At 67.3% G+C, this 23,143-nt stretch carries 16 protein-coding genes, 1 tRNA gene and 4 pseudogenes; 19 read left to right on the forward strand and 2 right to left on the reverse strand.

Annotated features, from left to right (window positions below; genetic code table 11):
• Positions 1–3: 3 nt before the first annotated feature.
• From GTV32_RS03100 to GTV32_RS03180, 17 genes and pseudogenes are all read left to right on the forward strand, one after another.
• Positions 4–354 carry a hypothetical protein gene (locus tag GTV32_RS03100; RefSeq protein ID WP_343287193.1) on the forward strand — a complete coding sequence of 117 codons (351 nt, stop codon included), beginning with the start codon at positions 4–6 and terminating at the stop codon, positions 352–354.
• Between the two features lie 14 nt (positions 355–368).
• Positions 369–1,313, forward strand: coding sequence for a TlyA family RNA methyltransferase (locus GTV32_RS03105; RefSeq protein WP_161058897.1), 945 nt, complete (start codon positions 369–371; stop codon positions 1,311–1,313).
• A gap of 17 nt (positions 1,314–1,330) precedes the next feature.
• Entirely contained in the window at positions 1,331–2,341 is a 1,011-nt protein-coding gene (locus GTV32_RS03110) for an NAD kinase (protein WP_161058898.1), read from the forward strand.
• 2 nt (positions 2,342–2,343) lie between these two features.
• Complete coding sequence (recN, locus tag GTV32_RS03115) at positions 2,344–4,128, forward strand: DNA repair protein RecN (protein WP_161058899.1); 1,785 nt, start codon at positions 2,344–2,346, stop codon at positions 4,126–4,128.
• A 95-nt stretch (positions 4,129–4,223) separates the two neighbouring features.
• A pseudogene (steA, locus tag GTV32_RS03120) lies at positions 4,224–5,410 on the forward strand (putative cytokinetic ring protein SteA).
• Positions 5,411–5,413: 3 nt separating this feature from the next.
• The gene (locus tag GTV32_RS03125; RefSeq protein ID WP_161058900.1) at positions 5,414–6,349 is read left to right on the forward strand and encodes a copper transporter; all 936 of its coding nucleotides are present in this window, start codon (positions 5,414–5,416) and stop codon (positions 6,347–6,349) included.
• Between the two features lie 111 nt (positions 6,350–6,460).
• On the forward strand, positions 6,461–8,206 hold the full coding sequence (locus tag GTV32_RS03130; RefSeq protein WP_161058901.1) for a CTP synthase: 1,746 nt from the start codon (positions 6,461–6,463) through the stop codon (positions 8,204–8,206).
• A 17-nt stretch (positions 8,207–8,223) separates the two neighbouring features.
• Positions 8,224–8,874, forward strand: coding sequence for an NUDIX hydrolase (locus GTV32_RS03135; protein WP_343287428.1), 651 nt, complete (start codon positions 8,224–8,226; stop codon positions 8,872–8,874).
• Positions 8,871–9,812 (forward strand): site-specific tyrosine recombinase XerD, encoded by a 942-nt coding sequence (gene xerD / locus GTV32_RS03140; RefSeq protein ID WP_202421583.1) that lies wholly within the window; start codon positions 8,871–8,873, stop codon positions 9,810–9,812. Before GTV32_RS03135 ends, xerD begins: the two co-directional genes overlap by 4 nt.
• A 116-nt stretch (positions 9,813–9,928) precedes the next feature.
• Positions 9,929–10,870 carry a ParA family protein gene (locus GTV32_RS03145; RefSeq protein ID WP_161058902.1) on the forward strand — a complete coding sequence of 314 codons (942 nt, stop codon included), beginning with the start codon at positions 9,929–9,931 and terminating at the stop codon, positions 10,868–10,870.
• Positions 10,867–11,733: a segregation/condensation protein A gene (locus GTV32_RS03150; protein WP_161058903.1), complete on the forward strand. Its 867-nt coding sequence runs from the start codon at positions 10,867–10,869 to the stop codon at positions 11,731–11,733. The genes GTV32_RS03145 and GTV32_RS03150 overlap by 4 nt, the downstream gene beginning before the upstream one ends.
• Positions 11,730–12,506: an SMC-Scp complex subunit ScpB gene (gene scpB / locus GTV32_RS03155; RefSeq protein ID WP_161058904.1), complete on the forward strand. Its 777-nt coding sequence runs from the start codon at positions 11,730–11,732 to the stop codon at positions 12,504–12,506. The genes GTV32_RS03150 and scpB overlap by 4 nt, the downstream gene beginning before the upstream one ends.
• 4 nt (positions 12,507–12,510) lie before the next feature.
• Complete coding sequence (locus GTV32_RS03160; protein WP_161058905.1) at positions 12,511–13,512, forward strand: pseudouridine synthase; 1,002 nt, start codon at positions 12,511–12,513, stop codon at positions 13,510–13,512.
• A gap of 14 nt (positions 13,513–13,526) precedes the next feature.
• Positions 13,527–14,207: a (d)CMP kinase gene (gene cmk / locus GTV32_RS03165; protein WP_161062306.1), complete on the forward strand. Its 681-nt coding sequence runs from the start codon at positions 13,527–13,529 to the stop codon at positions 14,205–14,207.
• Positions 14,204–15,648 (forward strand): annotated as a pseudogene (der, locus tag GTV32_RS03170) (ribosome biogenesis GTPase Der). The gene cmk and the pseudogene der overlap by 4 nt, the downstream one beginning before the upstream one ends.
• A 76-nt stretch (positions 15,649–15,724) precedes the next feature.
• Complete coding sequence (locus tag GTV32_RS03175; RefSeq protein ID WP_161058906.1) at positions 15,725–15,991, forward strand: hypothetical protein; 267 nt, start codon at positions 15,725–15,727, stop codon at positions 15,989–15,991.
• 101 nt (positions 15,992–16,092) lie between these two features.
• Positions 16,093–16,166, forward strand: a tRNA-Pro gene (locus GTV32_RS03180).
• 104 nt (positions 16,167–16,270) lie between these two features.
• Here GTV32_RS03180 and GTV32_RS03185 read toward each other — a convergent pair.
• Positions 16,271–18,289 (reverse strand): DHA2 family efflux MFS transporter permease subunit, encoded by a 2,019-nt coding sequence (locus GTV32_RS03185; protein ID WP_161058907.1) that lies wholly within the window; start codon positions 18,287–18,289, stop codon positions 16,271–16,273.
• A 174-nt stretch (positions 18,290–18,463) separates the two neighbouring features.
• Between GTV32_RS03185 and GTV32_RS03190 the strand changes: the two genes are divergently transcribed.
• Together GTV32_RS03190 and GTV32_RS03195 are read left to right on the forward strand one after the other, a co-directional pair.
• Complete coding sequence (locus GTV32_RS03190; RefSeq protein ID WP_237421471.1) at positions 18,464–19,087, forward strand: hypothetical protein; 624 nt, start codon at positions 18,464–18,466, stop codon at positions 19,085–19,087.
• A gap of 199 nt (positions 19,088–19,286) precedes the next feature.
• Positions 19,287–21,667 (forward strand): annotated as a pseudogene (locus GTV32_RS03195) (Tex family protein).
• A 15-nt stretch (positions 21,668–21,682) separates the two neighbouring features.
• On the opposite strand, the pseudogene GTV32_RS03200 reads toward GTV32_RS03195, so the two are convergent.
• Positions 21,683–23,067, reverse strand: a pseudogene (locus GTV32_RS03200) (DUF4185 domain-containing protein).
• Between the last annotated feature and the right edge of the window lie 76 nt (positions 23,068–23,143).

Here is a 23,143-nt window from a genome sequence, read left to right on the forward strand (position 1 = left end):
ACCATGACCGAACCGGGCGAGCCAGTACGCGACGAACACGAACCGAACGGTTCCCGGCCCGGCGCCTCGACGTCCACCGGGCCGGTCCCCGGCCCTCCGCGGCCGGGACCGCATCTGATGCCGCGGTCGTCGGGCGGGCAAGCGTCGCCGGTTCCCGGCGACGCCGAACCTGCCGAGGGCGTCGATCCCGGTACGGTCACCGACACGGTCTCGAGACTGCTCTCCGAAGTGGATTCGGTGCGGCAGGCCGCCGGCGACACTTTCGACCTGGATGCCTTGGCCCGGCAAACCGAATTGCTCGAGAGTGCACACGAGGCGTTGACCACCGCGTTGGAAGACGTCGATCCTCGATGACGGGCTGCTGACGGGTGGCCCCTCGAGCGCGCCTCGACGCCGAACTGGTCCGTCGGGGCCTTGCCCGGTCGCGCGAACACGCACGGTCGCTGATCGCCGACGGCCTGGTCAAGGTCAATGGCGTGGTGGCGGTGAAACCCGCCACCAACGTGGGCCGCGACACCCCGATCGTCCTGCTGGAGAGTGTGTCCGACGACTGGGCGTCGCGCGGCGCCCACAAGCTGCTCGGCGCTCTGGACGAGTTCGAGCCCCAGGGGCTGGTGATCGGCGGGCGACGATGCCTCGACGCCGGCGCATCGACGGGCGGATTCACCGACGTGCTGCTGCGCCGTGAGGTGGCGCAGGTGGTCGCCGTCGACGTCGGCTACGGCCAGCTGGTCTGGCGGCTTCAGAACGATCCGCGGGTCACCGTGCACGATCGGACGAATGTGCGGCGCCTCACCCCCGAGCAGATCGGCGGCCCTGTCGATCTCGTGGTCGCGGATCTGTCCTTCATATCGTTGTCGCTGGTGCTGTCGGCGTTGTCCGCCTGCACCAGAATCGGCGGCGACCTCCTGCCGATGGTGAAGCCCCAGTTCGAGGTGGGCAAGGATCGTGTCGGTTCGGGCGGAGTGGTCCGTGATCCAGCTCAGCGGATCGATGCGGTGACGGCCGTGGCCCGGCGTGCGCGGCAGTTCGGCCTCGAGACGCGAGGCGTGGTGGCGAGTCCGTTGCCGGGGCCCTCGGGCAACGTCGAGTACTTCTTGTGGTTGCACAAGGTCGATGGCCCGCCACCACTCGACCGCGATGGTGCCGAGAGCGCCCAGCCCGGCGGGGAGCCGTCGCCGCCGGATAGGCTCGGAGACCGAACGGACCCGACGGGTGGTGCGGCCGAGAGTGCCGCTCCCGTCCCGGGGACGTCCGACGATCCGGAGCTCATCGAGATGATCACCCGGGCCGTCGAGAACGGGCCTCGCTGACATACGAAGGGACCATTGTGGCCATCGACGCGGCCGCCGACGGGGCGGGTCATCGAGAATTTTTGGTGGTCGCCCACACCGGGCGGGAAGTCGTCACGCAGACGATGGACGCCATTGCGCGCCATTGCGCAGCGGCCGGGGTGAGACTGCGGGTGGTCGATCACGACACCAAGGCGCGTGAACAGCCGGTCGACGTGATCGACGTGGCCATCGAACAGAGCGCGCCCGAGAGCCACCCGGTCGACCCTGATCATCTCCGTCGAATCGGGGCCGCCGTCGAGGTGACGTCGGCGGTGCCGGCCTCGGCGGAGGGATGCGAGGTGGTGATCGTCCTCGGTGGCGACGGCACGTTCCTGCGGGCCGCCGAACTCGCCTACCCGGCGCAGGTCCCCGTCCTCGGCATCAACCTGGGCCGTATCGGATTCCTCGCCGAAGCAGAGGCCAACCGCATCGACGAGGTCATGCGCCAGCTGATCGATCGGGACTACCGCGTCGAGCCGCGGATGACCCTCGACGTCACGGTGATCGATCCGGCACAGCCCGGGACACCGCCGGTGCGAAGCTGGGCGCTCAACGAGGTCGCCATCCTGAACAAGACGAACAACGGTGTGCTCGAGCTCATCACCGAGGTCGACGGCCGTCCGGTGTCGGCATTCGGCGCCGACGGCGTCCTGGTCTCCACACCGACGGGTTCCACCGCCTACGCGTTCTCCGCCGGCGGGCCGGTGATGTGGCCCGATCTGGAGGCCATGCTGGTGGTGCCGAGCAACGCACATGCACTTTTCGCGCGCCCGCTGGTCACCAGCCCGCGGTCACGGATCGCGGTCGAGATCGACAAGGGTGGGCGGTCGGCCGTGGCATTGTGTGACGGGCGAAGACGTATCGACGTCCCGGCCGGGGCGCGTATGGAAGTGGTTCGTAGTGACCGATCGGTGCTGTGGGTACGTATCGACTCGGATCCCTTCACCGACAGATTGGTGACGAAATTCGATCTACCGGTGACGGGCTGGCGGGGGAGGCAGACCTAGACGTGCTGGAAGAACTGTCGATCGAAAGCCTTGGGGTCATCGAGCGGGCCTCTGCTCGATTTCACCCCGGATTCACCGTGCTGACCGGTGAGACCGGCGCGGGAAAGACGATGATCGTCACGAGCCTGCATCTGCTCTCCGGTGCCCGGGCAGATGCCACGCGGGTTCGCTCGGGTGACAGCAAGGCGACCGTCGAGGGACGCTTCCGATTGGTCGACGGGGATTCCTCGAGCTCGGGGCCGGGCGCCGACCCGGTGGTCGAGGAGATCCTGGAGGCGTCCGGCGCCGACGTCGACGAGGACGGCACGGTGATCGCCGTGCGCTCGGTCAACGCCGACGGGCGGTCCCGGGCGCATCTCGGCGGCCGATCGGTACCGGTTGGTGTGATGGGCCGCCTGACCAACCAGCTGTTGGCCATTCACGGACAGAACGACCAGCTCCGGTTGCTGAAACCCGAACACCAGCGCGCCGCACTCGACACCTTTGCCGGGGCCACGGTCGCAGGTGCGACCGACACCTACCGTGCGGCCCGGGAGTCCTGGATCGAGGTGCTCGACGAACTCGACGCGCGTCGGACCAACCATCGGGAACTGGCCCAAGAAGCCGATCGTCTGCGCTTCGGTGTCGATGAGATCGCGGCGGTCGACCCGCAGCCCGGCGAGGACGTCGAGTTGGCGGCGACGATCCGACGACTCTCCGATCTGGAGACCATCCGTGCCGCCGGGGCCGAGTCGCGCGAGATCGTCGCCGGTGACTCCGGGTCCGTGATCGAGGGACTCGGGCAGGTGCGCACCATCCTCGAGACGGCAGCCGATGAGTCGCTGCGCGATCTGTTGCCGCGGGTCTCCGAGGCACTGACCGTGATCACCGATGTCGGAGAGGAGCTGACCTCGTTTTTGGCAGATCTCCCGGCGGACGCCGACGAACTCGACAAGCTACTCACCCGACAGGCCGAGCTGAAGGCGCTGGTGCGCAAGTACGCACCCGACATCGACGGGGTCATCGCCTGGCGGACCACGGCCGAGAGTCGACTGGCCGAGATCGACGACCCGCAGCAGTCCATCACCGAACTCGAGAACGCCGCTGCGGCAGCCGAGCAGAAGGTGTCCGACGCCGCCGCAACCCTTCACCGTCGCCGCAAGGCAGCGGCGAAGTCCATGTCGTCGAAGGTGTCGGCGGAACTCGGTGGACTGGCGATGGGTGACACCATGCTCGCGGTGGACGTCTCTGTCGACTCGGCCGCCGACGACGATCGGCTGGCGATCGAGCTCGACGGACAGCGGGCACATGCGGGCAGCGCCGGCGCGGATCGGGTGGAGTTCGCGTTGCTGGCGCACAAGGGCGCGACTCCGCTGCCGATCGCGCGGTCGGCCTCGGGCGGTGAACTGTCGCGGGTGATGCTGGCGCTCGAGGTGGTCCTCGCCGAGCCGACCAGCGGGTCGATCATGGTCTTCGATGAGGTCGACGCCGGTGTGGGCGGACGTGCCGCGGTCGAGATCGGGCGGCGTCTGGCCGGACTGGCACGGGCACATCAGGTGATCGTCGTGACCCATCTGCCGCAGGTGGCCGCGTTTGCCGACAACCATCTGGTGATCGGCAAGAACTCGGGAGGCGGGCGTGGCCGCCGCCAGCACACGAGCTCGGTCCGCACGCTCGACCGGGACGAACGCGTCGCGGAGCTCGCGCGGATGCTTGCCGGACTGGGCGATTCGGATACCGGGCGAGCGCATGCAGAGGAACTCCTGGCCACCGCGGAAGGCGAGAAGACCGCTCGGGACACTGCCTAGAACTCGATCGATTGCTGTTACTCGTGTGACAAAAGTTGCAGTTGTTACGGCGCGCCTCCCCGTGCCGTCGCGACGTCATGGTGATCATGGGCGTCATGAAGATGCCTGCCCTGCTTGCCCGTACGACCGATGAACTCCCTGGTGTCTCCGGAATAGCCAGGATCGACAAGAACACTCGCCGGTTGCTCGATCGAGTGGGCCCAGGCGACATCGCCATCCTCGACGAGGTCGACCTGGACAGGATGACCGCGGACGCGCTGGTGCAGGCCAACGTCGTCGCGGTGGTCAACGCGTCCAGGTCGATCTCCGGCCGGTACCCCAACCTCGGTCCCGAAGTGCTCGTCGCGTCGGGCATCGTCCTGCTCGACGATGTCGGCGACGAAGTCTTCAAGCGGGTCAAGGACGGCGCGAAGCTGCGCGTCGACAACGATCGTCTATATGTCGGAGAACGACGTCTCGCGTTGGGGCAGCAACTCGAGGAACGCGATATCGCGGACTTGATGATCGAGGCGAAGACCGGGCTGGTCGACCATCTGGAAGCCTTCTCCGGCAACACGATCGAGTTCATCCGGAGCGAGTCCCCGCTGCTGATCGACGGGGTCGGGGTGCCTGAGATCGACGCCGACCTGGCGGCTCGGCACGTGGTGATCGTCGCGGACGGGGCGGATCGCGGCGCGGACCTCCGAGCCCTGAAACCCTTCATCAAGGAGTACTCGCCGGTCCTCATCGGCGTCGGTGCCGGCGCGGACACGTTGATGAAAGCCGGCTACAAGCCCGCGGTGATCGTCGGCGACCCCGACGACATGAAGGCGGCGACTCTCAAATGCGGTGCACAGCTGGTGCTTCCGGCGGACACGGACGGCCACGCCCAGGGTCTCGCACGGATCCAGGACCTCGGGTAGGCGCGACGACCTTCCCCGCGGCCGGAGCTGCGGCCGACCTCGCGCTGCTGCTCGCCGACTACCACGGTGCGGACCTCATCGTGACGGTCGGCTACGGCGGTACCCTCGATGATTTCTTCGATCGCTCGCGTCGCGAGAGCAATCCGTCGACCTTCCTCACCCGCCTCAAGGTGGGCCCGAAACTGGTGGACGCCAAGGCCGTCGCAACGCTGTATCGGAGCCGGGTCTCGGGCGCCGCGATCGCCTGTGTGGTCCTCGCCGCGCTGATCGCGGTCATCGCAGCGATCATGCTGTCGAACATGGGGCCCGAGGTGAGCGATTGGGCCGTCGCGCAGTACCACAATGCTGTCGAGTGGGCGCGAGACGTTTGGAACAGGTGATTCATGATCTCCCTTAGGCAGCACGCGATCTCGCTTGTCGCGGTCTTCCTGGCGCTCGCTGTCGGTCTGTTCCTCGGGTCCGGCTTCATCGGGGACCGGGTGAACTCGGCCACCGGCACCTCGCGTGATCGCATCGGTGACCTCGAGAAGGAGCGCGACCAACTCAACGAACAGGTCAACGCGGCCAACAGTTTTGACGCCGCGATGGGACCGCGGCTGATTGCCGGGGCCCTGAAGGGGCAATCGGTGCTGGTCGTCAGTGCCCCGACGGCGGCGGACACGGACGTGGACGCCGTGAAGGAATCCATCGCTTCGGCCGGCGGCCGGGTGTCGGGCCAGATCGCGCTGACCGATTCGCTGGTGCGCGACCAGAATGCGGAGCAGGTACGCACGATCGTCGATCAGACGATCCCACCGGGCGCCACACTCCGCACCGAGCTCACCGACTCGGGGGGCCGAGTGGGCGACCTGCTCGGTGCGCTGACGCTGCACCGGGACGGTCAATCCTCGGCGTCGGGCGCGGACACCCGGCTCGGCCTGCAGGCGCTGCGCGAGGGCGGATTCATCAACTACGCCGACGGCGGGGTCTCACCCGCCGACCTTCTCGTGGTGGTCACCGGTGATCCACTGGGTAGCGACGCCGGCGCGCAGGGGCAGCTGACCGCACGACTGGCCGGCTCGATGTCGGCGCGCGGTCAGGGTGGTGCACTGGTCGGACGAACCGGGTCCGCAACCGGTGGCTCACCGATCGCGGTGGTGCGTTCTGACCCCGGCCTCGGCAACGCGGTCTCGACGATCGACAACGTCGATCAGCAGACCGGCCGGATCACCACCGTGTTGGCCCTGGCCGACGAGGCGGACGGGCGAACAGGGGCCTACGGCACCGGGCCGGGTGCCAAGGCGATCACGGTGGGTGCCGAGTCCGGTCCGGCCGCCTGACGCGGTTCGGGCCCCACGGAGTGGCGTCCGTCGAACCGGCGCAGAGGTGTTACCCTGGAGTCCCGTAGGTAAACAGGGTTTTTTGGCCTGGATCGGCCGACGGGAGACGCATTGCGACCACTTCGCCACGTGCACGACACCAAACACATCTTTGTGACGGGCGGTGTTGCGTCGTCCCTTGGCAAGGGACTGACCGCATCGAGCCTGGGACAACTTCTGACCTCTCGTGGCCTCCGCGTCACGATGCAGAAGCTCGATCCCTATCTCAATGTCGACCCCGGCACCATGAACCCCTTCCAGCACGGAGAGGTGTTCGTCACCGAGGACGGCGCCGAGACCGATCTCGACGTCGGACATTACGAGCGCTTCCTGGATCGCAACCTCTCGCAGTCCGCCAATGTGACCACCGGACAGGTCTATTCGACGGTGATCGCCAAGGAACGCCGCGGTGAGTACCTGGGCGAGACGGTTCAGGTGATCCCGCACATCACCGACGAACTCAAGGCACGTGTCCTCGCGATGCGTGAGCCAGGAGAAGACGGCGCGGTACCCGACGTGGTGATCACCGAGATCGGCGGCACCGTCGGTGACATCGAATCGCAGCCCTTCATCGAAGCAGCCCGTCAGATCCGCCACGACGTTGGCCGAGACAACGTGTTCTTCCTGCATGTCTCGCTGGTTCCGTATCTCGCCCCATCCGGCGAGCTGAAGACCAAGCCGACCCAGCACTCGGTGGCCGCGCTGCGCAACGTCGGCATCCAGCCCGACGCCCTCATCCTCCGATGCGATCGGGAGGTTCCCGAGGGCCTCAAGAAGAAGATCGCCCTCATGTGTGACGTCGAGCTCGAAGGCGTCATTTCCACGCCCGACGCCCCGTCGATCTACGACATCCCGAAGGTCCTGCACCGCGAGCAGCTCGATGCCTACGTGGTCCGTAAACTGGGGCTGCCGTTCCGCGACGTGGACTGGACGGAATGGGGTGAACTCCTCAAGCGCGTCCACGACCCGCGTGAGACGGTGACGGTCGCTCTGGTCGGGAAGTACGTCGACCTCCCCGACGCGTATCTGTCGGTGACCGAGGCGATCCGCGCCGGCGGCTTCGCATGGAAGGCCCGCACCGAGATCAAATGGGTGCCGTCGGACGACTGCGGCACTCTCGAAGGCGCGCAGGCAGCACTCGGCGACGTCCACGCCGTGCTGATCCCCGGCGGATTCGGAATTCGCGGTATCGAGGGCAAGGTCGGCGCGATCGCCTACGCCCGTAAACGGGGGATCCCTCTACTGGGACTGTGCCTCGGGCTCCAGTGCGTGGTGATCGAGGCGGCGCGTGCCGCCGGTCTCGACGACGCGAGTTCGACCGAGTTCGATCCGGACACGCCCTATCCGGTCATCTCGACGATGGCCGACCAGGCCGACGCGGTGGCCGGCGAGGCAGATCTCGGCGGAACCATGCGCCTCGGTGCATACCCCGCCACCCTCAAACCCGACAGCGTCGTCGCGGCGGCCTACGGGACGACCGATGTCTCCGAGCGGCACCGGCACCGCTTCGAGGTCAACAACGGCTACCGGGACAAGATCGCCGCCTCCGGGCTGGTCTTCTCCGGGACGTCGCCCGACGGTCACCTGGTCGAATTCGTCGAGTATCCGCAGTCGGTGCACCCGTTCCTGGTCGCCACGCAGGCACATCCGGAGCTGAAGAGCCGGCCGACCCGCCCGCATCCGCTGTTCCGATCGTTCATCGATGCTGCATTGAAATATAAAGCGGCAGAACGACTTCCGGTGGACATCGGGGATTATGACCGCCCTGCTGCGGCAGAGGTCGAGCCCGTGGACGGCGCCGAGGAACGCGGCGCTTGAGCGGGCCGGACCCTGACGTGCGGCCGAGCGACGACGAGGCCGACGCGCAGCATGCGTTCAGCGTCACGGGGACCCGCACCGTCTACGACGGCGCGATCCTCACGCTACGGGTCGACGAGGTCGAGATGCCTGGCGGACGTGTCGCCGAACGCGAGGTCGTGGAGCATTTCGGTGCGGTCGCCGTGGTTGCACGTGACGATCAGGGCCGGATTGCCATGGTGCGGCAGTATCGGCATCCGATCGGCCGGAGGCTGCTCGAGCTGCCGGCGGGCCTGCTCGACGCCGGCCCCGGCGAGACCCCGCTCGAGGCAGCACAGCGCGAACTCGCCGAGGAGGTCGATCTCGCCGCCGAGAACTGGGCGGTTCTGGTCGATCTCGACCTGTCGCCCGGTTTCACCGACGAGGCACTGCGGCTCTATCTCGCGGAGGGCCTCGACCGACTCGACGCGGCCGAGCGGCACGACGAAGAGGCCGACATGTCGGTGGAGTGGGTGGCGCTCGAGGACGCCGTCTCGCTGACCCTGGCCGGAGAGATCGTCAACGCGACCAGCGTGGCGGGCATCCTCGCGGTGGCCGCTGCCGACGCGCGAGGGACCTCGCTGAGGTCGGTGACTGCCCCGTGGACCGACGAACCCACGGCGCTGCGCGAGCGTCGGAACCGCCGGTGACCGGTCCCGTGGTGTCGGCCGACAGTGCGGCGGAGCAGGTGACCCGCTACCTCGATCACCTCACCGTCGAGCGTGGCGCCGCTGCCAACACCGTCAGCTCTTACCGTCGGGACCTCGGTCGATATGCGGGCTACCTGGAATCACGCGGGATAGGTGCACTCCCCGAGGTGACCGAGAACGACGTGCGGGAGTTCCTCGTCCAACTCCGACGCGGAGATCCCGACTCCGGGTCGGCACCCCTGGCCGACAGTTCGATCGCGCGGACCCTCGTGGCGGTGCGGGGCTTTCACAAGTTCGCGGCGGCCGAAGGTGTGGTCGCGGAGGATGTGGCCCACGCGGTCCGGCCGCCGCGCCCGGCGAGACGTCTCCCGAAGTCATTGCCCGTCGACGAGGTCCTCGCGATCCTCGAGTCGGCGGGCGCGGCCGATCATCCCCGGGCACTGCGCGACCGCGCCCTGCTCGAGCTGCTGTACAGCTGTGGTGCGCGGATCTCCGAGGCGACCGCGCTCGACGTGGACGACGTCGACGCGACGACGCGGGCGGTCCGACTGTGCGGCAAGGGCGGCAAGGAACGTGTCGTCCCGGTCGGGGGTCCGGCGATGGACGCACTCGAGGCATACCTGGTGCGCGGTCGCCCTGCTCTCGTGAGTCGCGCGAATCCGGCGCTGTTCCTCAACGCGCGGGGCGGGCGACTGTCGCGGCAGAGCGCGTGGCAGGTATTGGCCGACGCCGCTGCACGAGCCGGGCTGGACAAGGCGGTGTCGCCGCACACCCTGCGACACAGCTTTGCCACGCACCTGCTCGACGGTGGTGCCGACGTCCGGGTGGTACAGGAACTCCTCGGCCACGCATCGGTGACCACCACGCAGGTGTACACCCTGGTGACCGTGAACACCATGCGTGAGGTCTACGCCACGGCCCATCCACGGGCGCGGTGAGCGCCCACGGAAACGGTCCCGGGTCGGTTGTCGGCGATGCTCCGCCGAATCGGCCAGGTGACCCACTAGGCTGGGTCCTGTTCGAGGTCGAGACGAGAGAAGGGAGCGGCGGACACGTGAGCACCCCGGGGGCCCCGCGGTCCGCTGCCGATGACCAATACCGGATCTCCGTCGCGCCGTCACACGACACCGACGAGGACACCGAACACGAAACCGAGATAGGTCCGACCGGTCGGCCGTATCGCGACATCCCGGAACCGGTCGCGCTCGACCGGCACGGGCCGGCCACCGTGGTGGCCGTGTGCAACCAGAAGGGCGGCGTGGGCAAGACCACGTCGACGATCAATCTCGGTGCCGCCCTGGCGGAATACGGTCGGCGGGTGCTGCTCGTGGACCTGGACCCGCAGGGCGCGTTGTCGGCGGGGCTGGGCGTTCCCCATCACGATCTGGACCAGACCGTCTACAACCTGTTGGTGCCGCCGCAGGCCGCCACCGACGACGTCCTGATGCGTACCCGTGTCGACGGTCTCGATCTGCTGCCCAGCAACATCGATCTGTCTGCCGCCGAGATACAGCTGGTTACCGAGGTGGGTCGCGAGCAGTCACTGGCCCGCGCGCTGCACCCGGTGCTCGATCGGTACGACTTCGTCTTGATCGACTGTCAGCCGTCCCTCGGGCTGCTCACCGTCAACGCGTTGGCCTGCTCGGACACGGTCGTCATCCCGATGGAATGCGAGTACTTCAGTCTGCGCGGGCTCGCGCTGCTCACCGACACCATCGACAAGGTCCGAGACCGTCTGAACCCGCGTCTGAATCTCGGTGGCATCCTGGTCACCATGTTCGACGCGCGGACGCTGCATTCGCGCGAGGTCATGGCGCGTGTGGTCGAAGTGTTCGGCGACGCCGTCTACGACACCGTGATCAGCCGGACGGTGCGGTTCCCCGAAACGAGTGTCGCGGGTGAACCGATCACCTCGTGGGCCCCGAAGTCGGCGGGGGCCAAGGCCTATCGGGCCTTGGCGCGCGAGGTCATCGCGCGCAACTCCCATCACGCATGACCGACGGCGACACGGTGTCCGACAGCCCGGCGTCCGACATCCCGGTGGCGGAGGTTCCGGAAGCGCCGGAGGAGAAGCCGACCGGTTTCCAGGTCCGCTTGCGGAACTTCGAGGGGCCGTTCGACCTGCTGCTGAACCTCATCAGTCAGCATCGCCTCGACGTCACCGAGGTCGCGCTGCATGAGGTGACCGACGACTTCATCGCCTACACACGTGACCTCGGTCCCGAGATGGGCTTGGAGCAGACCACCGAGTTCCTCGTCGTCGCGGCGACGCTGCTCGACCTCAAGGCCGCGCGCCTCTTGCCGTCGGGCGAGATCGACGATCCGGACGACCTGGCATTGCTCGAAGCCAGAGATCTGTTGTTTGCGCGACTGCTGCAGTACCGCGCCTACAAGCAGGTCGCAGCGCTGTTCGGTGAGCTGGAAGCGGCCGCCCTGCAGCGGTATCCGCGAGCCGTGTCGCTGGAACAGCAATTCGAGGATCTGCTGCCCGAAGTGACGCTCGGAGTCGACGCCCGGGGATTCGCACAGGTCGCCGCGACGGCGATGACACCGCGCCCGACCCCGACCGTCGGCTTGGACCACCTCCACTCCTCGCAGGTGTCGGTCCCCGAACAGGCCCGACGCCTGGCCGAGATGCTCGCCACGCGGCCGGGCGACTGGCTGAGCTTCGGCGAGCTGGTGGCCGACTGCGATTCCGGTCTCGAAGTCATCGGCCGTTTCCTCGGACTGCTGGAACTCTTCCGCGAGCAGGCGGTCACATTCGAACAACCCGAGGCGTTGGGGGAGTTGCGGGTGAACTGGACCGGAGACCGTGACGTCGACGACGTCAACATCGACAGGGCGGAGGACTACGGATGACCGACGAGCCGGATCTCGCGGCGGAACCCGCGGAATCCCCGGATGCCCCGACAGCTCTCGATGCCGGGCGGACCGCACCCGAGGTCGAGGAGGAGATCGTCCTCGACGACGACCGGCTACGGTCGGCTCTGGAGGCGGTGCTGCTGGTGGTCGACACCCCGGCGACCACGGACGAACTGGCCACCGCGGTCGATCAGGATCGGGCGCGGGTACGGACGATGCTCACGCGCATGGCTGAGGAACTCACCGAGTCCGGCAGCGGTATCGATCTGCGCTACGCGGGCGACGGTTGGCGGTTATACACGCGTGCGGAGTTCGCGCCGTACGTCGAGCGCCTGTTGCTCGACGGCGCGCGGTCGAAGCTGACGCGTGCCGCGCTCGAAACCCTCGCGGTGATCGCTTACCGGCAGCCGGTCACGCGCGCGCGGGTGAGCGCCATCCGCGGCGTCAACGTCGACGGCGTGATCCGCACCCTGGTGGCCCGCGGCCTGATCAACGAGGTCGGCACCGACCCCCAGACCTCGGCCATCACCTATGCGACCACCGAGTTGTTCCTGGAGCGGCTCGGCCTGGCATCGCTGACCGAATTGCCCGATCTTGCGCCGCTGTTGCCCGACGTCGACGTGATCGACGACCTCGACGAGGAGATCTCGGCGGACCCACGATTCGCCAAACTCGGTGGTCACCGGTCAGACTCGATAGAGAACGAATTACCCGGAACGGACGCGGAGGACTCTCCGACGCCCGTCCGAAACCCCGACGACCAGGACTGATGACATGGCATCCGCTAGCCGAGACGGCACACCGGGCCCGCGCAAGAAGACCACGCGCGCCCAGAAAACAGGCAAGAACTCACCCAAGACGGGCGGCAAAGGGCACGGTGGCGCGAGTGCCGTGAGCGATGGCCGGTCGACGAAGAAGACCCACCGCAAGGGCTCGTCGAAGCCAGATGTGACGTCGGGCAAGGTGCGTCTGAACAACGCGAAACCAGCCCGCCACCAGACGCCGACGCACGATTCGGGAGAAACGGGCGCCACCTACGTCGCCGACGGTGTGCGGTTGCAGAAGGTGCTCGCCTCGGCCGGGGTGGCATCGCGCCGTGGGGCCGAGGAACTCATCGCTGCCGGTCGCGTCGACGTCGACGGAGAGATCGTCACCGAGCAGGGGATGCGGATCAATCCGGACACCGCGGTGATCCGGGTGGATGGTGCGCGAGTCGTCATCGACGAGACCCGCCAGTACCTCGCCCTCAACAAGCCCAAGGGTTGGCAGTCGACCATGGCCGACGACCAGGGCCGGCCCTGCATCGGCGACATCGTCGCCGAACGCGTGATGGCCGGGCAGCGACTCTTCCATGTGGGCAGGCTCGACGCCGACACCGAAGGCCTGCTGCTGCTGACCAACGACGGCGAGCTCGCCCACCGGCTCATGCATCCGTCGTTCGAGGTCCCCAAGACCTACATGGCCGAACTCCGCGGGGAGGTGCCCCGGTCGCTCGGGCGCACCCTCAAGGACGGGATCGAGCTCGAGGACGGCCCGGTGGCGGTCGACGGCTTCACCGTGGTGGGTGTACACGAGGGTCAGTCGCTGGTGCGCATCACGTTGCACGAGGGCCGGAACCGGATCGTCCGTCGCATGATGGAAGAGGTCGGATTCCCGGTCACCAGCCTGGTTCGGACCAACATCGGCGCGGTCGCGCTCGGTGAGCAGCGGCCGGGGAGCCTACGCGTGCTCGGGAAGAACGAGATCGGCGCGTTGTACAAGGCGGTGGGATTGTGAGTCACGACGATGCCGTGGGCACACACGTGATCGCCATCGATGGTCCTGCCGGCACCGGCAAGTCGACGGTGTCGCGAATTCTCGCCGACCGCGTCGGCGCCCACTTTCTCGACACCGGTGCGATGTATCGGGCTGCAACTCTCGCTGTGCTGAATGCCGGTGTCGCGCTTGACGATCCGGAGGCGATCGGTGAGGTGGTCGGCAGTGCCGACATCGGTCTGGACGTCCTCGCGGACGGTTCGACCACTCTTCTCGACGGCGCCGACGTGACGGCCGCGATTCGCACCGATGTGGTGACCGATGCGGTGTCGGCGGTCTCTGCGGTACCGGCGGTACGCACCAAACTCGTTGCGGTCCAACGCCGTGCGGCCCAGGGGTCCTTCGTCGTCGTGGAAGGACGCGACATCGGGACCGTCGTGTTCCCGGACGCCGACCTCAAGGTCTTCCTCACCGCCACGCCCGAGGCGCGAGCGGCCCGGCGGCACCAGCAGAACCTTGCGGCCGGACGCCCCAGTGACCTCGCCGAGGTGCTGGCCGGCGTCAACCGTCGTGACCACCTCGACTCCACCCGCGCGGTGTCGCCGTTGCGGCCCGCCGACGACGCGGTGATCGTCGACACCAGTGACCTGACCCGCGACCAGGTCGTCGACGCACTCGGCGCCCTGGTCCGCGACCGGATCGGAGTGCAGTCGTGAGTGAGCAGAACATCAGCGCAGGCGATGAACTGGCCTTGCCGGGTGACGGCACATGGTCGGACGAAGCCGATTGGCAGCTCGCCGATTTCGACCTCGACGGGGAGCCCGTCGACGCCACCCCGATGCCCGTGCTGGCCATCGTGGGTCGTCCGAACGTGGGGAAGTCGACGCTCGTCAACCGCATTCTCGGGCGTCGCGAGGCAGTGGTCGAGGACATCCCCGGGGTCACCCGCGACCGCGTCTCGTATGGCGCGAGCTGGTCGGGCCGACGGTTCACGGTGGTGGACACCGGCGGCTGGGAACCCGACGCGAAAGGCTTGCAGCAGGCGGTGGCCGCGCAGGCGGAACAGGCCATGCGCACCGCCGACGCGATCGTCCTCGTGGTGGACGCGACCGTGGGGGCGACCACCACCGACGAGGCCGTCGCGCGGGTGCTGCGTCGTTCCAAGACGCCGGTCATCCTGGCCGCCAACAAGGTCGACAGCGAGCGGGCCGAGGCCGAGACGGCCACGCTGTGGTCCCTGGGACTCGGGGAGCCGTACCCGGTCTCGGCCGCGCACGGTCGCGGCGCCGGAGATCTCCTCGACGTCATCCTCGAGGTGCTCCCGGAGACCCCTCGTGAGGCGCCGGCACTCGGCGGCCCGCGTCGCGTCGCACTCGTGGGCAAACCCAACGTCGGGAAGAGCTCTCTGCTGAACAAGCTCGCCGGCACGCATCGGTCGGTGGTCGACAACGTCGCCGGGACGACCGTCGACCCGGTCGACGAACTGATCGAGATCGACGGCACCACGTGGCAGTTCGTGGATACGGCCGGTCTGCGGCGCAAGGTACGGACGGCCAGCGGCCACGAGTACTACGCATCGTTGCGCACGCGCGCCGCGCTCGACGCCGCCGAGGTCGCGATCCTGCTCATCGATTCCTCCGAACCGATCACCGAACAGGACCTCCGGGTGCTCTCGATGATCATCGAGAGTGGTCGTGCCCTGGTCATCGCCTTCAACAAGTGGGATCTCGTCGACGAGGACCGGCGCTACCAGCTCGACAAGGAGATCGACCGCGAACTCGCCCGGGTGCCCTGGGCGCGCCGCGTCAACATCTCCGCGAGCACCGGCCGTTCGGTTCAGAAGCTGGTGCCCGCGATCGAGGGAGCGCTCGAGTCGTGGGACAAGCGGGTCGGCACCGGCCGCCTCAACAACTGGCTGAAAGAGGTCATCGCCGCCACTCCGCCCCCGTTGCGCGGGGCCGGCAGCCGCGCGTCATGTTCGCCACCCAGGCGGCCACGCGGCCGCCGACATTCGTCCTGTTCACGACTGGGTTCCTGGAGGCCGGATACCGCCGGTTCCTGGAGCGGCGCCTGCGTGAGGAGTTCAACTTCGACGGGTCGCCGGTGCGGGTGAACGTTCGCGTTCGCGACAAGCGGGAGCAGCGCCGCAAGCGTTGACAGGGACCACGACGGTCCCGCGGCACGCGGGTGACCATGTGTGGCCTCACCGACGAGTCATGCCATACTTCCACTCGTGCTCATCTTGGGAATCATCGTGTTCGGAATGGTCATCGGCGCACTTGCTCAGCTGATCATCGGCGGCAAGAACATGTGGAGTATCGACTGGGGTCTCGCGATCGTCGCCGGTGTGGTCGGCTCGTTCATCGGTGGACTGCTGATCAGCCTGCTCTCCGGTGACGGCCTCGACTTCCGTGCGAGCGGCATCATCGGTTCCATCGTCGGTGCGCTCATCGTGACCGGCGGCTGGATCTGGTACAAAAAGCGGTCGCCCGCGAACTGAGCACTCGGCCGGCGGCAATCGGTCCGACGCGCCTGACCAGGCGATTGGATCGAACCGACGCTCGTCGGCTACGCTCATCAACGCCCCGTTTCGCGGGGCAACGGGCTGTGGCGCAGTTTGGTAGCGCACTTGACTGGGGGTCAAGTGGTCGCAGGTTCAAATCCTGTCAGCCCGACTTGATGGTCCCGGAAACCCAAAGGGTTTCCGGGACTTCTTGTTTCTGGTGAGCGTTGCGCCGCGTCAGGCCGTCTGTGGGGGGCCTGTGTACCGGCTTCTTGGTCAGTGTCCGGCCTGGGCGGTCAGACCCTTCTCCGGCGCTTCATCATGCACCTGGGTGGCGATCTCGTCGAGCATCTCGTTGACGTCCGCCTCGTCGCTGCCCGGATAATCCGCCACGAAGGTACGTAGCCGTTCCCGCTGGGCCTCGAGAAGTCGATCCGCCTCGGCGGTTCCGGCAGGTGTGATCGTCACCGTCTCGTGGTCGATCGTCACCATGCCGCGCTTCGCCAGGTCCTCGGCGGTCTGCTTCACGAGGGGAAGGGGGGTGTCCGAGGCCTCGACCATCGCCGAGAAATCGCGGGAGGTCTCCTCGGCAACCCGGCTGACCATCCACGCTTCGCCGCGCGACAACGGACTCCCGGCGGTCTCCACGACGAGCTCCCAGATCCGGAGCCGATCCTCGCGTGCCAGTGTGCGCCACACCTGCAGCCGGAGTTCCTCCAGAGATGTTCGCGCCGACGGCATGCCGAACGACTCGCTGGGTTCGGGTGTGCGCGTGACGGTCCGCAGCTCCACCTCGGGCAACAACCACGAGAGGGCAAAGGCGAGGATGCCGATCGGTACCGCGACGAGGAAGACGATCTGGAAGGCATCGGTGAACCCGTCCAGGAACCACGACTGCACGGCAGGCGGACACGACGGCAGCGTGAGCGTCGATGTTTCCAGCACCTCGGCCGAACACCGTCCCGACGCCCCGGGTGGGGTACCACTGGTCAGATGTGAGTCGAGTTGGCTGTTGAACACCGCCCCGAAGACGGCGACGCCGACCGAGGCCCCGATGGTGCGGAAGAAGGTGGCACCACTGGTGCCCGTTCCGAGGTCGCGGTACTCGACCGCGTTCTGCACGGCCAACACCAGAACCTGCATCACCAGGCCGAGTCCGACCCCGAGGATGAACAGATAGACACTGGTGAGCAGTTCGGACGTGGACCGATCCATGGTCGACAACAGGTAGAGGGCAACGGTGAAGATCGCACACCCGACGATCGGGTAGATCTTGTAGCGACCGTTGCGGCTGATCAGCTGCCCGCTGGCGATCGACGTGATCAACAGGCCTGCCATCATCGGGATCATCCGTAGCCCCGACGATGTGGCTGTCGCGCCCTGCACCGACTGCAGGAACAGCGGGAGGAAGGTGATCGCACCGAACATCGCGAAACCGACCACGAACCCGATCGACGACGCGATCACGAACACCCGGTTGGTGAGCAGCCGGACAGGGAGTACCGGTTCCGGAGCGCGCTTCTCGACGACGACGAAAGCGCCGACCGAGACGACCGCCACGACGACGAGACCGAGGATCTTGGGGGAGCTCCAACCCCAGAGCGAGCCGAAGCTCGTGGCGAGCACGATGCAGGTCGCGATGAGGGCGAGCAGGAAGATTCCCAGGTAATCGATCTTGGCCTTCGCATTCGCCGACGTGGATGGCAGGACGAGGATCACCGCGATCAGCGCCACGATGCCGATGGGAAGGTTGATGTAGAACACCCACCGCCAGCTGAGGTTGTCGACGAAGAAGCCGCCGAGCAGCGGACCTGCGACGCTGGCCAGGCCGAACACGGCGCCGAAGAAGCCTTGATACCGCCCACGCTCTCGGGGCGGGACGACGTCGCCGATGATCGCCTGCGCCAACACCATGAGCCCGCCGGCCCCGACGCCCTGCAGCGCGCGGTAGCCGATCAGTTCACCCATGGACGTCGCGGTACCGCACAGCGCGGAGCCGATGAGGAAGAGCACGACGCACCCGATGAAGAGATAGCGTCGGCCGTAGAGGTCGCCGAGCTTGCCCCACAGAGGGGTCGTCGCGGTGGTCGCCAGCATGTATGCCGTGACGACCCAGGTCAGGTGTTCGGCGCCGCCCAGATCGTTGACGATCGTCGGAAGTGCGGTCGAGACGATTGTCTGATCCAGGGCCGCGAGCAGCATCGCGAGCATGAGCCCGCCGAAGATCGACCAGATCTTGCGTTGATCGAGCTCTCCGGCCGCCGGCGTGGGTGTCGACGCGCGTCCATTCGTCATCAGCAGTCCTGTGGTCGTCGGCTCGTTGACATCTCCAGTGTTGCAAGAGAACAGATCCGGTGTGGGGTTTCCGGTGTCACCCGAGTGACAGAAGTGTCGTCACCTGGGGGCTCGTGGTGGCCCGATGGCCGGTTTGCGATCCCGTCCGCACCCGGGTTCACTGCAGGGGTGATCATGACCCGACTTCGGGGAGTCGTGGCCGCGGCCGTGCTGGCCGGCCTGCTCGGCTCCGCCTTCGCTGCCGCTCCCGCCACTGCTGCTCCGTCGAACCCGTTGACTCCCAGGCTGTCCGCACCCGATGGGAAGTGCGTTGTCGACGACGACGATCCGCAGGCCACTGTCGAGTCTCTGCAGCATCGGTGCACAAGCCGGCAGATACTCGACCTGTTCGCCAAGGCCCCGGTCGGCGACGCCCCGTCAGGCCGTAAGGCGATCGCGCTGTTGCCCGCGTTCCAGGTCGGCGGACGGCTCCTGCCCTACGGCGCCGCCCGCACGATGACCACCCTGCAGAACAAACTCGGCGACACGCTCACGTTCACGGATGGGCCCGGCGGCGCCCCCTGGGCCTACAAGGACTACATCTGGGGACGAGACGCCGGCGGTCCGCTCACCTCAGGCCTGTCACGCCTGGACCGTAAGCCGGTGTGGACAGCGGACTTCTCCCGTGACTTCGCCGGGATGCCGATCAGCATCCACGAGTACCGGCAGCTCACCGAGGGCGTCTGGATCGGACGCGACATCGGTGGTGGTTCATCGACGTCATCTCGTCCGACCGGAGGAGCGATCGCTCTCAGCTGAGCCTGCGGCGGATCGGCGGGATGTCAGACCGAGCCGATCGGTCAACGCTGCACCGTCGGAGGCCGGACCCGCGGCGACATATCCGATCATCGCCCGAACGGCACCCGTGGCCGCGCGTAGTGGCTCATCTCCGGAATTCTGCGGCCACGCCGGAGGCGCCCGCGGATTCTTGTCCGGAGACTTCGGTAGGGTCCTGCGAGTGAATCCGAGCTCAGCTGTGAAGTCCGTGAACACACGCCTCGCCGAGGAATTGTCGGTCGGGGAGGGCCAGGTCGCCGCCGCTGTGCGGCTGCTCGACGACGGCTCGACGGTCCCGTTCATCGCCCGCTATCGCAAGGAGGTCACCGGTAGCCTCGACGACGCCCAGTTGCGGACGCTCGACGAACGACTCCGCTACCTGCGAGAACTCGACGAGCGACGAGACGCCGTCCTCGCGTCGATCGATGAACAGGGCAAGCTGACCGACGACCTCCGATCGGCGCTGCGCAGCGCCGAGACCAAGGCCCGCGTGGAGGACATCTATCTGCCCTACAAGCCGAAGCGCCGGACGAAGGCACAGATCGCGCGCGAGGCAGGACTCGAACCCCTCGCCGATCGACTCCTGGCCGATCCTTCGATCAACCCAGAGGAAGTGGCAGCGGAGTTCGTGACAGACGGTGTCGCGGATCCGGCAGCTGCGCTCGACGGCGCGCGTCAGATCTTGGTGGAGCGCGTATCCGAAGACGCCGAACTCGTCGGCGCGGTCCGTGAGCGGTTCTGGTCCGACGGTTCGGTGCGTACTTCGGCACGCTCCGAGTCGGCTGCGACTTCGCCTGCCGCTCAGAAGTTCCGGGACTACTTCGACTTCGCCGAGCCGCTGGAATCGATGCCTTCGCACCGCGTGCTGGCTGTCTTGCGGGGCGAGAAAGAAGATGCGTTGACGCTGGCCCTCGACGGTGGTGAGGACGGCGCCTACGAGGCCATGGTGGCAGCCACGCTGGGGATCGACGCATCTGATCCCGGTCCGGCGACCCCGTGGCTGGTGGCCACCGCCCGATGGGCGTGGCGCACCAAGCTGATGGTGTCGGCGTCGATCGAGGCACGGGTCAGGTTGCGGCAGCGCGCCGAGGCCGACGCCGTCACGGTCTTCGCCACCAACCTGAAAGATCTGCTGCTGGCCGCCCCGGCGGGCACGCGGCCGACACTCGGTCTTGATCCCGGCTTCCGCACCGGGGTCAAGGTCGCCGTGGTCGACGGCACAGGCAAGGTGCTCGACACCTGCGCCATCTACCCACATCAGCCGCAGAAACAATGGGATCAGTCCAAAGCCGCTCTCGCCGCTCTGATCGCGCGGCACGATGTCGAGCTCGTGGCGATCGGCAACGGCACCGCGTCGCGCGAAACAGACGCGCTGGCAATCGAAGTCATCGACGACATCCGAAAAGCCGGTGCGCGGGCCCCGGCCAAGGCGATCGTCAGCGAGGCAGGTGCGTCGGTCTACTCGGCGTCGGAGTATGCGTCGCACGAGCTACCTCAACTCGACGTGTCACTGCGTGGCGCCGTGTCCATCGCACGTCGTCTGCAGGATCCGCTGGCCGAGTTGGTGAAGATCGATCCGAAGTCCATCGGGGTGGGCCAGTATCAGCACGACGTCACACCGGGCACCCTGGCGCGCAGCCTCGACGCCGTGGTGGAAGATGCGGTGAATGCGGTGGGCGTCGACCTGAACACAGCTTCGGTGCCGTTGCTGTCCCGGGTATCGGGTGTCACCCCGACGCTGGCCGCGGCCATCGTGGCGCACCGCGACAACATCGGTCCGTTCCGCAGTCGTGCGGGATTGCTGGATGTACCGCGCCTGGGCCCCAAGGCATTCGAACAGTGTGCCGGGTTCCTCCGGATCCGCGACGGTGACGATCCGTTGGATTCATCCGGTGTCCATCCGGAGGCGTATCCCGTGGTCCGGCGCATCCTCGATCGCTCGGGCCTCGCGATCGCCGAACTGATCGGCGACGAGCGTGCGTTGCGGGGTCTGCGTCCGGACGATTTCGCCGACGAGCGCTTCGGCATCCCGACCGTGACGGACATTCTCGCGGAACTCGAGAAGCCGGGTCGTGATCCGCGACCCGCATTCGCCACCGCGACCTTCGCCGCAGGTGTGGAGAAGGTCGCGCACCTCGAACCGGGGATGGTGCTCGAAGGCGTCGTCACCAACGTCGCGGCATTCGGGGCCTTCGTCGACGTCGGTGTCCACCAGGACGGACTCGTCCACGTCTCGGCGATGTCGGACCGGTTCGTGTCGGATCCGCACGAGGTGGTCCGCTCCGGACAAGTGGTGCGGGTCAAGGTCATCGAGGTCGACGTGGATCGGCAGCGCATCGGCCTGAGCCTGCGGCTCGACGATGAGCCCCGCGGAGGAAGCGGTCGCGCCCAGCAGGCCAAGTCGGGGGAGGCGAGCGGAAGCCGAACCGCGGACAAGAGGCCGGTCAGCGCGGAAACCGGGCGCAGAAGAACGGTCGCCGTGACAATTCCGGCCGTGGACAACGAGCCCAACCGAGCGGATCCATGGCGCAGGCGCTGCGGGACGCAGGATTCGGTCGCTGACGAACCGCCCGGGTGTCAGGGGCGCGCGCCTGACACCCGGCTGAGATTCGTCTTCAGCAGCATCACGTTGTAGTCACTCCATCGCGATGCGTTGAAGTACAGATCCGGCGAAGTGCCCTGTAATGCGGGGAGTCGGGCAGCATCATCGGGCCGTACAAAACGACGGCGCCTGATGGGACGAGGGTGCGCGGCGCACTCCACGGGCCCTCGGGGTGGTCGGCTGTGCGGAGGCGAATCGCGTTGTCGCCGTCGAGCATCACGTACTTGTCGAGGTAGGGACTCCAGGCCACCGACAGTTCGGTCACAGGCGCCGGCACCACGATCGCCGACCCGTCGTCGGGGATCTGGGCGATGTCGTCCACCCACTTGCGTTCGGGACCGGCCCAATACTGGTAGCGGTCGAGGGAGAGGATGTCGGCCGGTGCGAACCTGGCGAGGAAGGCGGCACCGAACCTGCCGTTGGGCGTGCCGAACTGATAGACGTACCCGTTCTCATCGGTCGAGTCCGGCCTGCCTCGGACGTAGGCGCCCTGCTGGAACTTGCCGTTGTTGTACTCCACGGGTGCGAGGTTCCCGGGTAACGCGAGCGAGACCGGTGCATTGACCAGGATGGTGCTCTGATCGGTGGTCCAGGTCTGCCCGTTGTCGTCTGAGTAGGCGACCGCGGAGAAGTTCGTGACCCAGTTGCCCGCAGTTCCCCAGGAGCGCACCGACATGTAGTTGATGTACTGGCGGAACCCGCCTGCGCGCGGCAATGCGATCGCGGCGGTGGGGATGGTGGTGACCTCGACGTTGCCCACGCCCAACGCCGGAATGAGTTGCTGCGCGAAATTCGGTTGACCGGGTGCGATGACAGATCCTGAGGTCACATCGCCCGCGACCCCGTCGGGGACGCGGATTCCGTCGGTCAGGCGGTTGTCATCGGTACGCAGGAGCACGTTGTGACGCCACTGCTGGCCGGAGGCGTTGCAGTTGCCGAAGGTGTCACCGAATGCCATCAGCGTCTGGCCGCGCCCGTTGTCCCAACTGATGCCGAGATCGGTGCCACTGATGCCGAAGCGACTGAAGGTCCGATTGCTGCTGAGGGGGCCGGTGACCCATCCGATCGTGCGGGTGTTGGCCCCGACGAATGGGACCAGCGGTCCCTGCGGGCCGATGTTGGGGATGTCCGAACTCCCCGAAGACCCGCTGGACCCACTCGATCCCAGGGAACCGCTCGACCCCAGGGAACCGCTCGAACCGAGAGAGCCGGTGTCGAGGAGGCTGGAGCCGAATCCGCCGTTCCCACACGGTGCGGCGTCCGCGGGACCGGCGCCGTGTGTCATCGCCAGCACCGAGGCAGAGGCGGCCAGGGCGCCGACGAGCGCAATCCGAAAGCCTTGCGTGACGCGTCGCCGCACTTTTACCTCCAGAACTGGCACTGGGTCACAGTTGTGACCAATGAGGCAATTGTGGCGTATGTGACTCAAAAGCGAG

The organism is Gordonia sp. SID5947 (assembly GCF_009862785.1).
Lineage (GTDB): Bacteria > Actinomycetota > Actinomycetes > Mycobacteriales > Mycobacteriaceae > Gordonia.